The sequence below is a fragment of the Microbacterium sp. 4-7 genome (genome assembly GCF_014332665.1).
Classification (GTDB): domain Bacteria; phylum Actinomycetota; class Actinomycetes; order Actinomycetales; family Microbacteriaceae; genus Microbacterium.
This window is the reverse complement of sequence record NZ_MCRH01000009.1, coordinates 103,619-116,851: the sequence shown is the minus strand read 5'-3', so window position 1 is coordinate 116,851 and position 13,233 is coordinate 103,619. Positions and strand designations below refer to the sequence as shown.

10 protein-coding genes are annotated in these 13,233 nt (G+C 68.4%); 1 reads left to right on the top strand and 9 read right to left on the bottom strand.

The features are described from left to right. Positions 1-118 precede the first annotated feature (118 nt). From cydC to BEP68_RS17865, 5 genes are all read right to left on the bottom strand, one after another. Positions 119-1,792, bottom strand: a complete 1,674-nt coding sequence (gene cydC / locus BEP68_RS17885; protein ID WP_187250764.1) for a thiol reductant ABC exporter subunit CydC — start codon at positions 1,790-1,792, stop codon at positions 119-121. Then, positions 1,789-3,456, bottom strand: coding sequence for a thiol reductant ABC exporter subunit CydD (gene cydD / locus BEP68_RS17880; RefSeq protein WP_187250763.1), 1,668 nt, complete (start codon positions 3,454-3,456; stop codon positions 1,789-1,791). The genes cydC and cydD overlap by 4 nt, the downstream gene beginning before the upstream one ends. Positions 3,457-3,562: 106 nt before the next feature. Further along, complete coding sequence (gene cydB / locus BEP68_RS17875) at positions 3,563-4,585, bottom strand: cytochrome d ubiquinol oxidase subunit II (RefSeq protein ID WP_187250762.1); 1,023 nt, start codon at positions 4,583-4,585, stop codon at positions 3,563-3,565. 14 nt (positions 4,586-4,599) lie between these two features. After that, the gene (locus BEP68_RS17870; protein ID WP_053097727.1) at positions 4,600-6,015 is read right to left on the bottom strand and encodes a cytochrome ubiquinol oxidase subunit I; all 1,416 of its coding nucleotides are present in this window, start codon (positions 6,013-6,015) and stop codon (positions 4,600-4,602) included. A 93-nt stretch (positions 6,016-6,108) separates the two neighbouring features. Beyond that, positions 6,109-6,789, bottom strand: a complete 681-nt coding sequence (locus BEP68_RS17865; protein WP_053097728.1) for an ArsR family transcriptional regulator — start codon at positions 6,787-6,789, stop codon at positions 6,109-6,111. Between the two features lie 100 nt (positions 6,790-6,889). On the opposite strand from BEP68_RS17865, the gene radA reads away from it, so the two are divergent. Next, entirely contained in the window at positions 6,890-8,257 is a 1,368-nt protein-coding gene (gene radA, locus BEP68_RS17860) for a DNA repair protein RadA (protein ID WP_053097729.1), read from the top strand. A 280-nt stretch (positions 8,258-8,537) separates the two neighbouring features. Here radA and BEP68_RS17855 read toward each other — a convergent pair whose 3' ends face one another. The 4 genes from BEP68_RS17855 to BEP68_RS17840 all read right to left on the bottom strand — a co-directional run bounded on the left by BEP68_RS17855 (position 8,538) and on the right by BEP68_RS17840 (position 13,050). After that, positions 8,538-8,948: a dehydrogenase gene (locus BEP68_RS17855; RefSeq protein WP_187250761.1), complete on the bottom strand. Its 411-nt coding sequence runs from the start codon at positions 8,946-8,948 to the stop codon at positions 8,538-8,540. Positions 8,949-9,227: 279 nt separating this feature from the next. Further along, a complete protein-coding gene (locus BEP68_RS17850; protein WP_053097731.1) occupies positions 9,228-9,887 on the bottom strand; it encodes a hypothetical protein in 660 nt (219 codons plus the stop codon). 9 nt (positions 9,888-9,896) lie between these two features. Next, positions 9,897-10,400, bottom strand: coding sequence for an amino-acid N-acetyltransferase (locus BEP68_RS17845; protein WP_042539928.1), 504 nt, complete (start codon positions 10,398-10,400; stop codon positions 9,897-9,899). Between the two features lie 124 nt (positions 10,401-10,524). Further along, positions 10,525-13,050: an ATP-dependent Clp protease ATP-binding subunit gene (locus BEP68_RS17840; protein ID WP_053097733.1), complete on the bottom strand. Its 2,526-nt coding sequence runs from the start codon at positions 13,048-13,050 to the stop codon at positions 10,525-10,527. Positions 13,051-13,233 lie beyond the last annotated feature (183 nt).

The window sequence follows — 13,233 nt, the reverse complement described above, 5'->3', positions numbered from 1 at the left end:
CCCCCCCCCCGACACACCGAACGGACGAACGGATGCCAGGGCACGCCGCCCTAGACGTCCGACACTGTGCCCGGGGGTAGCGGCGAGAAGTCGCCCCTGAACCCCGACAGCCCCCGGACTACTCCGCGACCGTGCGTCCGTCCTCCAACCGCACGATCCTGTCGACGGTGCCCGCGGGCGGGGCGACGTGCGAGATCAGCAGCACCGACTGCTCCCCCGCCGCGTGCAGCAGGTCGCGCAGCAGCGCATCGGATGCATCGGGGTCGACACCCGCGGTCGGCTCGTCGAGCACCAGCACCGGGAAGCCCCTGAGCAGCGCGCGAGCCAGAGCGATCCGCTGCGCCTGCCCGCCGGACACGAGTCCGCCGCGGTCGCCGACCCGCGCATCCAGTCCGCCCCGCTCGCGCACCCAGGCGCCGAGGCCGACGCGGTCGAGCACCGCGAGCAGCTCATCGTCGGTCGCGGAGTCTCGGGCGAACAGCAGGTTCTGGCGGATGTCTTCGTCGAACAGCTGTGGACTCTGCTCGCACAGCCCGATCGTGCGTCGCAACGCGGGACCGGAGAGTTCCGCCGCATTCATGCCTCCGACGGAATACTCCCCCTCGATCCGCAGGAACCCCACGAGCGCGGCAGCGAGCGAGCTCTTGCCCGCCCCGCTCGGACCGGCCACCAGCACACGCTCTCCCGGACGCAGGTCCAGGTCGACTCCTCGGAGAGCCGGCGTCCCCCCGGGCCACCACGCGCGCACATCACGGAGTCGCAGCGCGGGAACTCCGACGATCGTCACATCCTCGCCGTCGTCCGACCTCAGCTCGGCGGGCATCTCCGCCGGCAGCACGTCGACGATGCGCTCGGCGCTCGACCGCACACTGCGCCAGGATGCCGCGGCGATCGGCACGGCGCCGAACACCTCGAACACGACCATGGGCACCAGCACGGCGACGGCCAGCCACGGGCCGTCGATCGCGCCGGTCTGCAGGCCCGGCGCCGCGACAGCCAGCGCCCAGACCGATGCGGCGCCCGCCACCGCAGAGACGGCCCCCGCCGCGATCGCCTGTGCCAGCGACGCTGTGCCGACGGCGCGGCGGAGCTCGGCATCCGCCTGCCGCACCCGCTCGCGGGCCTGCGGCTCTGCTCCGTAGGTGAGCAGCACGTCGAGCGAGCCGAAGTAGTCGGTGAGCGCCGCCGACAGGTCGCCTCGACGACGCGAGACAGCGGCCTCGGCGCGCGACCCGAACAGCCACCCGAGTCCGATCGCCGCGGCTGCGGCGATCACCAGACAGGCGGCCAGGGTCAGGGCAGCCGGTAGCGACACGAACGCGAGGAACCCCACTGCACCGAGCGCCACGAGCCCCGCCACCGCGAGCGGCTGAACCACGCGCAGCGGCAGGTTCTGCAGATTCTCGACGTCGTCGACCAGAGCCGACAGCACCCGCCCGCGGTCGGTGCGTCCGAGTCCGGCAGGCGACAGCGGAGTCAGCCGCCGCACCATGTCGGCGCGGGTCGACGCGAGCTGCCGCAGCGCCGCGTCGTGTCCGCTCAGCCGCTCGAGATAGCGGGTGACAGCACGGGACACCGCGAAGAACCGCACACCCACGACGGCGATCGACAGCGGCACGAGCGAGTCGACGATCGAGGCGCTGACGATCAGCCAGCCGCTCACCGCGAGAAGGCTCACCGCAGCGCCCGCCGAGAGGAAGCCCCAGATCGCGCCGGGCAGGAAGCGACGCAGCGGCGGCTGCGCGAGACGCAGGATGCCGCGCACACGCGCGGCGGAGCTGGCGCCGCTCACACGCCCACCCCCAGTTCGACGACCTGATCGGCCACGTCCCGTGCCGACCGGCGGTGCGAGACGAGCAGCACCGTCGCCCCGGCATCCGCCCTCGCACGCAGTGAGTTCCACAGACGCTGCTCGGTCTCCGGGTCCAAGGCACTGGACGGTTCATCGAGCGCCAGCACGGCGTCGGGGCGCTGCGCCTGGCGATACAGCGCCCGCGCGACCGCGACCCGCTGCGCCTGTCCGCCCGAGAGCCCGCTGCCCTGCACACCCAGCTCGAGCGCAGGGTCGAGGTCGTTCGCGCACGCCTCATCCAGGGCACGGCGGATGCCGTCGGCATCCGGTGCCGGATCCCCCAGCGCCACATTCGCGGCGATCGTGCCGCGACTCAGCTGAGGGCGCTGTCCGCTCCAGGCCAGCCACTCCGACGGCGCGCGACCTCGCACATCGACTCCGGCGACCGCAGCCGAGCCTTCGAACTCGACGGCACCGCGCAGAGCCGCGAGCAGACTCGACTTGCCTGCGCCGCTCGGCCCCTCGATCAGCGTGATGGTTCCCGGCTCGGCTGTGAACGAGACCGGCGGCAGATCGCGCACGCGCAGACCGGAGACGACGAGGTCTCGCGCGTCGCCCGTTCGCAATTCAGCATGAACACGGCCAAAACCAGCGCTCAGCTCTTCTCCCGACACCGTGCCACGGTTCCGTGCTGAATTGTGAACGCCGACCTCCCGAGCCCCGGCCGCGTCGAGCACCTCGAACACATCCTCGGTCGCCGCAACCCCCTCGGCTGCCGCATGGAACTGCACTCCGACCTGGCGGATCGGCAGGAACGTCTCGGGCGCGAGCAGCAGCACGAACAGTCCTACCTCGAGCGACAGGTCACCCGACAGCAGCCGGAAGCCCACCGCCACGGCGATCAGCGCCACCGCGAGCGAGGCCAGCAGCTCCATCGCGAACCCCGACAGGAACGAGAACCGCAGCACCTTCATGGTCTCGCGACGGTACTCGTCGGCCGTGTGCTCGATCTGCGCGGCGGCCCGGCGCTCGCGCCCGAACAGACGCAGCGTCGAGAGCCCCTGCACGGTGTCGGCGAACCGTGCTGCGAGTCGCTGCAGCGTCTGCCACTGCGTGCGCTGCACCGTGCGGGTCGCGATGCCGATGAGGATCAGGAACAACGGGATCAGCGGCAGCGTGATGAGCGCCGTCAGTCCACTCGGCCAGTCCTGCCACCACATGACCGCGAGCAGCACCGGCGTCGCGATGACGGTGAGCACGAGCTGCGGGATGTACCGGGCGAAGTACGCGTCGAGCGCCTCCAGCCCGTGCCCTGCGGTGACGGCGAGGCCAGCCTGATTGCGCTGCGCGAGCCATCCGGGTCCGAGGCGGCCGACGGCGGCGATCAGAGCGGCACGCAGCTGCATCCCCGTCTTCGCCGCGGCGCGGGTCCCGGCGGCATCCGAGGCCGCGATCAGCACGCCCCGCAGGGCCGCGAGTCCGAGCAGCCAGAGCAGGGATGCCGTGACATCGCGCCCGGCGAGCGCGCCGGTGACGGCATCCGTCAGCATCCACGCGAACGCGATGGTCACCGCGGTCTGCACGACCCCGATCGCGCCGGAGAGCAGCAGGAATCCACGGGCGGCGCTCGCATACCGCAGCAGGCGGATGTCGACCGGCTTCACCGCGCCACCCCCTCAGCGGTGGTCAGACAGGTCGCTCCGGTCGCAGTTCGTGCCGTTCCCCGATCAGGAAGGCGGCACGAACTGCGACCGGAGCAGAAGCCGTGTCTCACGCGTGTGCCGGAGCCCCCTCGATCGAGCTGCGGGTGACGCGCTTGCGGAAGATCCAGTACGTCCACGTCTGGTACGCGAGCACCAGCGGCAGGGCGATCAGGGCGGTCCAGCTCATGATGGTCAGCGTATACGGCGTGCTCGAGGCGTTCTCGATCGTGAGGCTGAACGCCGGGTCGATCGTCGACGGCATCACGTAGGGGAACAGCGCGGCGAACAGCATCACCACAGCGGATGCCACGGTCACAGCGCCCGCGGTGAAGGCCCGCCCGTCGCGGCCACGCATCGAGAAGACGACCGAGCCGATGAGAGCGAGGGCTGCGACGAGACCGCATCCGATGACCATCAGCATGAGCGGAGACTCGCGATCCCAGGCGATGCCGATCGTCCAGAGCACGGTGCCAGCGGCGGCGAGCACCGTCGGCCCGGCGGCGAGCTTGACCAGACGACGAGCGTCCGCGTGCACCTGGCCGTCGGTCTTGAGCGAGACGAACAGCACGCCGTGCAGGAAGAACAGCAGCAGCGTCGTGATGCCGACGAGCAGCGAATACGGGTTCAGCAGTGCGAAGAACCCGCCCACGTAGATGTGGTTCTCGTCGATCGCCACGCCCTGCACGATGTTGCCGAACGCGACACCCCACAGCAGCGCGGGCACGGCCGAGCCGATCACGATCATCCGGTCGAAGCCGCGCTTCCACTGAGCGCCCTCACGCTGGTGCCGGTACTCGAACGACACCCCGCGCAGGATCAGCGCGAGCAGGATCAGCAGCAGCGGCAGGTAGAACCCGCTGAACAGCGTCGCGTACCACTCGGGGAACGACGCGAACAGGCAGGCGCCGGCGACGATCACCCAGGTCTCGTTGAGATCCCAGATGGGGCCGATCGTGTTGATGACCTGGCGACGCGAGACGTCGTTCTTGCCGAGGAACGGCAGCGACATGCCCACGCCGAAGTCGAACCCGTCGAGCACGAAGTAGCCGACGAAGAGGAAGGCGACGATCCAGAACCACATGTATTCCATGACTGATCCCTTTCTCAGTACACGACGGACGGCAGCTGGGCCGTCTCCTCGTGGGGCTGCTCTTCGGTGTCCGGACCCTTCTGGGCCGCACGGATGATGAGGCGGATCTCGACCACGGCGAGCGCGGCGTAGATCGCGGTGAAGGCGATCAGCGAGATCAGCACCTCGACGCCGCTGACGCCCGGCGAGACGCCGTCCTGCGTGGTCATGAGTCCGAAGACGATCCAGGGCTGCCTGCCCATCTCGGTGAAGACCCAGCCCATGATGTTGGCGACGAGCGCGAGCGGGAACGACCAGATCGCGAGCTTCCACATCCACGGCGCCGGCGGGTTCTTTGCGCCCTTGCGGGTGACCCAGAGGCCGACCACGGCGACGAGGGCGGCGGCCATGCCGAGGCCGATCATCCAGCGGAACGCCCAGTACGTGACCCAGAGGATCGGAGCGAACTCGGTGAGTCCGGTGTCGGCGAAGGTGGTGGCGTACTCGGCGTTGAGGTCGTTGATGCCGTGCACGCACGCGTCGAACGTGTGGGTCGACAGCAGCGACAGCAGGTACGGCACGCGGATCGAGAACAGCTCGGAGCTGCCGTCGGGGGTGCCGAGCGTGAAGAGGCTGAAGGAGGCGTCCGGCCCGCACACCGTGTTGAAGGTCGCCTCGGCGGCTGCCATCTTCATCGGCTGAGCGGCATACATCGCGAGGCCCAGCTGGTCACCCGTGAGCACGACCCCGGCGGTCGAGAAGATCATCGCCCACAGGCCGAACTTCAGCGAGATGCGCATGGTGTCGAAGTGCTGTCCGCGTGCCAGGTGCCAGGCCGAGACCGAGATCACGACGCCGGCGGCGAACATCAGCGCGCCGAAGATGGTGTGCGGGAAGGCGGCGAGCGCGACCGGGTTGGTCAGCAGCGCCCAGAAGTCGGTGAGCTCGGCGCGGTTCGTCTCGGGGTTGAAGACGTACCCGACCGGGTTCTGCATGAAGGCGTTCGCGGCGATGATGAAGTAGGCCGACAGGATGCTGCCGATCGAGACGCACCAGATCGTGGCGAGATGCAGCTTCTGCGGCAGCTTGTCCCATCCGAAGATCCAGAGGCCGATGAACGTGGCCTCGAAGAAGAAGGCGAGCAGCCCCTCGAACGCGAGCGGAGCGCCGAAGACGTCGCCGACGAAGCGCGAGTAGTCCGACCAGTTCATGCCGAACTGGAACTCCTGCACGATGCCCGTCACGACGCCCATGGCGAAGTTGATGAGGAAGATCTTGCCGAAGAACCGGGTGAGGTGCAGGTACTGCACCTTGCCGGTGCGCACCCACGCGGTCTGGAAGATCGCGGCGACGAGCGCCATGCCGATCGTCAGCGGCACGAACAGGTAGTGATAGACGGTCGTGAGACCGAACTGCCATCGAGACAGGACCAGCGGGTCCAACCATTCCATGAGCCACTCCTTCTTCCGCGCCCTGGGTGCCACGCTAACGACGGGCCTGCCGCCCCCGATGGGCCGCCGACCGTGAATAAGGCAGATGCGCGCCTAGGCGGCGGACATCTCCGTCAGACGCAGCTGCACGGTGCAGTCCGCCGGCAGGGCGGAGGTGCGAACGGCCTCGGCGGCGAGCGGCCCACCGGCTTCGGTGAGCACCCCCTGCATGAGGCCGAGGTGCACGGAGCACAGCATCGGACGGTCTTCGGCGCGACCCGCGGCATGCGGGCACGGGCTGAGATCGACGGTGAGCTGCTCGTCATCGACGACGGGCTCGAAGCCGCTCTCCTCCAAGTGTTCGATCAGGGCGTCCAGCTGGTAGGTCGCATCGCGACCGAGAGAGGATGCCGACGCAGGCAGGACCCGACGCAGCAGATCGCCGCGGACGGCGGCCGCCTTCGCCTTGTCGCGGGCGATGGGACTCGAGGCATCCGCCGCACCGGTCACTGCGCTGTACAGCGTGCGCGGACGACCGCGAGTGGTGCGGCGCTCACTGGCCTGGATGACGTAGCCGCCTTCGATGAGGCGCTGCAGGTGCTCGCGAACCGTGTTGGGATGCAGGCCGGTGGCCTCGCACAGCTCGCCGATCGTCCGCTCCCCGCGGGTCCGCACGGGTCCGCCGTCGTGCTCGGCGTCGCCATCGATGCGGGGGCCGCCTTCGAACAGCGCGTGCAGGATCTGCACTCGCGAGAAGGTCGAGATCGGCCCGCAGACGGGCCCGCCGTTGGCCATGGATCCAGTATCCCGCGGGGGCTCGGCGCCATGGGGTGGTTCGGCCGTGAATAATGCCCCAGGCGATAGGGATGTCTGATCTCGGCGATAGCCTGGCTGCATGGCCACCCGAAAACCCGCTCCTCCTGCGTACGTCTGCACCGAATGCGGGTGGACGACCGCCAAGTGGGTGGGTCGCTGCGCCGAGTGCCAGCAGTGGGGAACGGTGCAGGAGCAGGGCACCCAGACGGGCATCCTGAGCCGGATCACGCCGCTCGCGCCGACCGCGGCGAAGGCCGCGCGACCGATCACGCAGATCACCACCGAAGACGCTCCACGTCGCACGAGCGGGGTCGGCGAGTTCGACCGCGTGCTCGGCGGGGGAATCGTTCCCGGCGCGGCGATCCTGCTCAGCGGAGAACCCGGTGTGGGCAAGTCGACGCTGCTGCTCGAGGTCGCCGCTCAAGCCGCCCGCTCCGGCCGTCGGGTGCTCTATGCGAGCGCCGAGGAGTCTCCGGCACAGGTGCGCCTGCGCGCCGAGCGCACAGGCGCGCTGCACGACGAGCTCTACCTGGCGAGCGAGACCGACCTCGCGACGATCCTCGGCCACATCGACGAGGTCGCCCCGCAGCTCGTGATCGTCGACTCGGTGCAGACCGTGTCGTCGTCGCTCATCGACGGCGCGGCCGGTCAGCCGAGCCAGGTCCGAGAAGTGGCGGCCACGCTGATCCGCGTCGCGAAGGACCGCGGGCTGCCCGTCATCCTCGTCGGGCACGTGACGAAAGACGGCACCGTCGCCGGGCCGCGCGTGCTCGAGCATCTCGTCGACGTCGTCTGCCACTTCGAGGGCGACCGTCAGACGTCGCTGCGTTTCATCCGCGCGCTGAAGAATCGCTTCGGTCCGACCGACGAGGTCGGCTGCTTCGAGATGACGGGTGCGGGCATCTCCGAGGTGCCCGACCCGTCCGGCCTCTTCCTGTCGCAGGGTGCCACCGAGCCGGGAACCTGCGTCGCGATCTCGCTCGAGGGCCGCAGGGCGCTGCCGGTCGAGGTGCAGGCGCTGACGATCACCACCACCGCGCCGAATCCCCGTCGGGTGGTGCACGGACTCGACTCGTCGCGTGTGGCGATGGTGCTCGCGATCCTCGAACGCCGCGCCGGCATCAAGACGAGCAACCTCGACGTCTACGTCTCGACCGTCGGCGGGGTGCGTTTCACCGAGCCTGCGGCCGACCTCGCGATCGCGATCGCCGTGGCGGGGTCGATCCAGCAGATCTCGGTGCCTCGCACGGTCGCCGCCGTCGGAGAACTCAGCCTCGCCGGCGAGATCCGCCCCGTCACCCAGTCGGCGCAGCGTCGGTCCGAGGCGTCGCGGCTCGGCTACGACCAGGTGGTCGACGACCGCTCGAAGACGCTGCGTGCGGCGCTCAACGACGTGCGTGCGCGGAACACGAGCAGGCGCAGCGAAGCCGACATCCCGCCGTTCTGAGCCCGCAGCGATGAGCGCCTGTCCCGCGCTCAGCCGGGTCGAACACCGTCAGCGGGGCCACATCCGCACCGCACCGTCAAGCGGGGCCACTTCCGCACCGCAAAGCACCGCCATGCGGGGCCACTTCCGCACCGCACCGTCAAGCGGGGCCACTTCCGCACCCCAAACGGGCGATCGGGATGCGAAACTGACCCCGCACAGACCATCCGATGCGAAAGTGACCCGGCACGGGCCGTGGGTCCTGCGCCGGTCGCGAGAGCACGCGAGCTCGCGCCGCTACTCAGGCGTCGAGGGCCTTGAGCAGCTCTTCGGGAGAGGCCTGCATCGGGTGCGGTCCCGCGATGTCGAGGAACACCGTGGTGATCGGGTGCGCGCCGAGGAACTTCCGCAGCCACTCCGCACTGTAGATGCCGACCCCCGGTGGGAGGTTGGCCGGCTTGTTCTTGGCATCGCTGAACAGCAGCAGCGCCAGATCGCCCGAGTTGGGGTCGCGATAGGTCCAGACCTCGCCGCTGTCGAGAGGATTGTCGCGGGCGCCGGACTTCACGAGCGGCACGACCGTGGTGCCGTGGCGCAGTGCGAGAGCGACCGCCGCGATGTCCTGCTTCTCCAACGCCTGGGCGAGGGCATCCGACCGGAAATCCTCAGGTGCGGGCTTGCTCTTCGCGGATTTCGACTTCTTCGCTGCCATGCATCCAGCATATTCAGCGGATGCCGCAGCGCGGTCCGAAACCGAGCCGGGAGAAGAAAGGGGCCCTCTCGAGTCATCCATTGGGGACTGGGGTACTCGAGAGGGCCCACGGACCCTCGGGCGGCATGTCGAAGCGCTGGGGACGCTGTGCTCGACGCCACTGGGGATGGCATGCGCCGCAAGTCTGCGAGGGTCACTCCAATGGTATCCCAAAGAAACAGCAGTGTCACCCGAAACTGAGTGCAGGACTGTATTCAAGACCTTTGGCTAGTTTTTGCCTCAATAGAGGAGGATCTGCTTCGTCGTCGTGCCTTTGAAGCCGCCGATCTCGACAGCGACGTGATACGACGCTCCGCCGCCGGGAGCTCGCGGCCGATTCTCGTCCGCGCACGTCTCGACGCTCGACCGCGTGCGGTCCCAGGTGACCGGCACCTTGCTCGTCACGGTCGCGCCGGCGGTGAGCGTGGCCACCATGCTGCTCGGGTTCTCCTGGCAGTCGGTCGACGTCCACCAGACATCGGTGCCGCTCGACACCGTCATCCGCTGAGTCGTCGACCCCACATCGATCGCGCAGTCGGTCGACCCGCGGTTCGTCAGCGATATCGACAGCTGCGGCAGCACCCCGGGATCGTACGAATCGGCATCCGTCACGGCAGCCACCTCGACGTCCTTGGCCTCGCACGCGACGATCCCGGGCGTCTCATCGGCCGACGGCTCAGGAGACGGCGACTCGGCGGCGGGCGACTCGGAGGTCGTGGCATCCGGCGACGGGGATCCCGAGGCCGAGGCACTCGGCGAGGGCGTCGCCTCGGCGGCGCTGGCCCACGGGCGTGCCAGGAGCAGCCACACCGCGGCGCCGATGACGGCGACGAGCAGGATCGCCGCGACGAGGGTCACCAATCGGCGGCGACGATAGACGGCGGCGGAGTGGCGAGGCATTGATTCAGGTTAGTTGAGGCTCTTCAGCATCCTGGTGTTGCCGAGCGTGTTCGGCTTGACATGCGCGAGATCGAGGAACTCCTCGACACCCGCGTCGCCGCTGCGCAACAGCTGAGAGTAGACGTCGGGGTCGACGACCTGTTCGCCGATGATCGAGTATCCGCGGCGGCCGAAGAAGTCGACCTCGAAGGTCAGGCAGAACAGTCGGCTGAGCCCGAGCTCTCGAGCCTGCTCTTCGAGCGCGCCGACGATCGCGCCACCGACGCCGTGGTGCAGCCAGTCCCCGCGGACCATGAGGGTGCGCACCTCGCCGAGGTCCTCCCAGAAGACGTGCAGCGCACCGCATCCGATCAGCTCGCCGTCGGCTTCGGCCACGACGAACTCCTGCACGGCGCCGTAGAGCACCGCGAGATCCTTGCCGAGCAGGATGCGCTGCTCGACCATCGGCTGCAGGAGGTTCCGGATGCCGATGATGTCGGCGCTGCGCGCAGGCCGGACGATGTACTCGCTCACACCGTCAAGCCTAGAACCCGTCACCTCCCCAGACCCTGAGCGAGCCCGGAATGCCGGAGTGCTGGAGTCCCCCGGACATGCAGAAGGGGCGGATGCCGCAGCATCCGCCCCTTCTGTGATCAGGTCACTCCCCGCTGGCGACCGCCAGGTCGGGGGTGCCGGAGATCGCTCCGCCGGTGTTGACGCCGACCGCGACCTTCTCACCACGGGGACCGTGCTCGAAGAGGAACTCGCCGTCCTTCGCGTCGACCTTCACGTGGTCGCCGGGGTTCAGCTCGCCGTGCAGGATCTTCTCGGACAGACGGTCCTCGACCTCGTGCTGCATCGCGCGACGCAGCGGACGGGCACCGAGCGCCGGGTCGAACCCGATCTCGATGAGACGCTCCTTGGCGGCCTGCGAGAGCTCGATCGTCATGTCGCGGTCGAGCAGACGCTCGCCGAGGCGCTTCGTGAACAGATCGACGATCTGCACCAGCTCTTCCTTCGACAGCTGCGGGAACACGATGATGTCGTCGACACGGTTGAGGAACTCGGGCTTGAAGTTGCGCTTGAGCTCTTCGTTGACCTTGCCCTTCATCCGCTCGTAGTTCGTCGAGTTGACGCCCTCGATCTGGAATCCGACCGGACCACCGGCGATGTCACGCGCACCGAGGTTGGTGGTCATGATGATGACGGTGTTCTTGAAGTCGATCACGCGGCCCTGACCATCGGTCAGGCGACCCTCTTCGAGGATCTGCAGCAGCGAGTTGAAGATGTCCGGGTGGGCCTTCTCGATCTCGTCGAACAGCACCACGCTGAACGGCTTGCGGCGCACCTTCTCGGTGAGCTGGCCACCCTCTTCGAATCCGACGAACCCGGGAGGGGCACCGAACAGACGCGAGACGGTGTGCTTCTCACCGAACTCGCTCATGTCGAGCGAGATGAGAGCCGCTTCGTCGTCGAACAGGAACTCGGCGAGCGCCTTGGCGAGCTCGGTCTTTCCGACACCCGTGGGGCCGGCGAAGATGAACGAGCCCGAGGGACGCTTCGGGTCCTTGAGGCCGGCGCGCTGACGGCGGATCGTCTTGGAGAGCGCCGCGATGGCCTCTTCCTGACCGATGACGCGCTGGTGCAGCGCCTTCTCCATGAAGACGAGTCGCGAGGACTCCTCTTCCGTCAGCTTGAAGACCGGGATGCCGGTGGCCTGTGCGAGCACCTCGGCGATCAGCCCCTCGTCGACGACCGCAGCGGTCGCGACGTCACCCGAACGCCACTGCTTCTCGAGGCGCAGGCGCTCGGCGAGGAGGCTCTTCTCCTCGTCGCGCAGCGATGCGGCCTTCTCGAAGTCCTGGTCCTCGGACGCGACTTCCTTCTGCTCGCGGACCTTGGCGATCTTCTCGTCGAATTCGCGCAGCTCGGGCGGGCTCGACAGGATGCTGAGTCGCAGGCGTGCGCCGGCCTCGTCGATCAGGTCGATGGCCTTGTCGGGCAGGAAGCGGTCCGACACGTAGCGGTCGGCGAGGTTCGATGCCGCGACGATCGCGCCGTCGGTGATCTGCACCTTGTGGTGCGCCTCGTACCGGTCGCGCAGCCCCTTGAGGATGTTGATCGTGTGAGGGAGGCTCGGCTCGTTCACCTGGATCGACTGGAAGCGGCGCTCGAGAGCGGCATCCTTCTCGAAGTGCTTGCGGTACTCGTCGAGGGTGGTGGCGCCGATGGTCTGGAGCTCGCCACGAGCGAGGAGCGGCTTGAGGATGCTGGCCGCGTCGATCGCGCCCTCGGCGGCACCCGCACCCACGAGGGTGTGGATCTCGTCGATGAAGACGATGATGTCGCCGCGCGTGCGGATCTCCTTGGTGACCTTCTTGAGACGCTCTTCGAAGTCACCGCGGTAGCGGGAACCGGCGATGAGCGAGCCGAGGTCGAGCGAGTAGAGCTGCTTGTCCTTCAGCGTCTCGGGCACATCGCCCTTGACGATCGCCTGAGCGAGGCCCTCGACGACGGCGGTCTTGCCGACGCCGGGCTCGCCGATCAGGACGGGGTTGTTCTTGGAGCGGCGAGACAGGATCTGCATGACCCGCTCGATCTCCTTCTCGCGCCCGATGACCGGGTCGAGCTTGTTGTCGCGCGCGGCCTGCGTGAGGTTGCGGCCGAACTGGTCGAGCACCTGCGAGCCGCCCTGGGCGCTCGGGGTGTCGTTCGACTGCGCGCCGACGGCTGCCGGCTCGCGTCCGGGGGCACCCGAGAGCAGCTGGATGACCTGCTGGCGGACCTTGTTCAGGTCGGCGCCGAGCTTGACGAGGACCTGGGCTGCGACACCCTCGCCCTCGCGGATGAGGCCGAGCAGGATGTGCTCGGTTCCGATGTAGTTGTGACCGAGCTGCAGGGCCTCGCGGAGGCTGAGCTCGAGCACCTTCTTGGCGCGCGGCGTGAACGGGATGTGACCGGTGGGCTGCTGCTGGCCCTGACCGATGATGTCCTGCACCTGCTCGCGGACGGCGTCAAGGGAGATGCCGAGGCTTTCGAGCGCCTTGGCTGCGACACCCTCACCCTCGTGGATGAGGCCGAGCAGGATGTGCTCAGTGCCGATGTAGTTGTGGTTGAGCATCTTCGCCTCTTCTTGGGCGAGGACGACCACTCGACGGGCTCGGTCCGTGAATCTCTCGAACATGCTGTGACTCCTTATTCGCACGTGTTGTTCGACACTGGCGAAGACGCGTGAAGCGCTTGTACATCGAGAGTAACCACCGTGCGCAGGCAGTATGCCCGTGTTCGCCGTCGGCATAGTGCCGTGACCGCCGGTGACGCGTCTCCTGGACCACCGGGGTTGACGGACTTATCGACAGTCGTTATG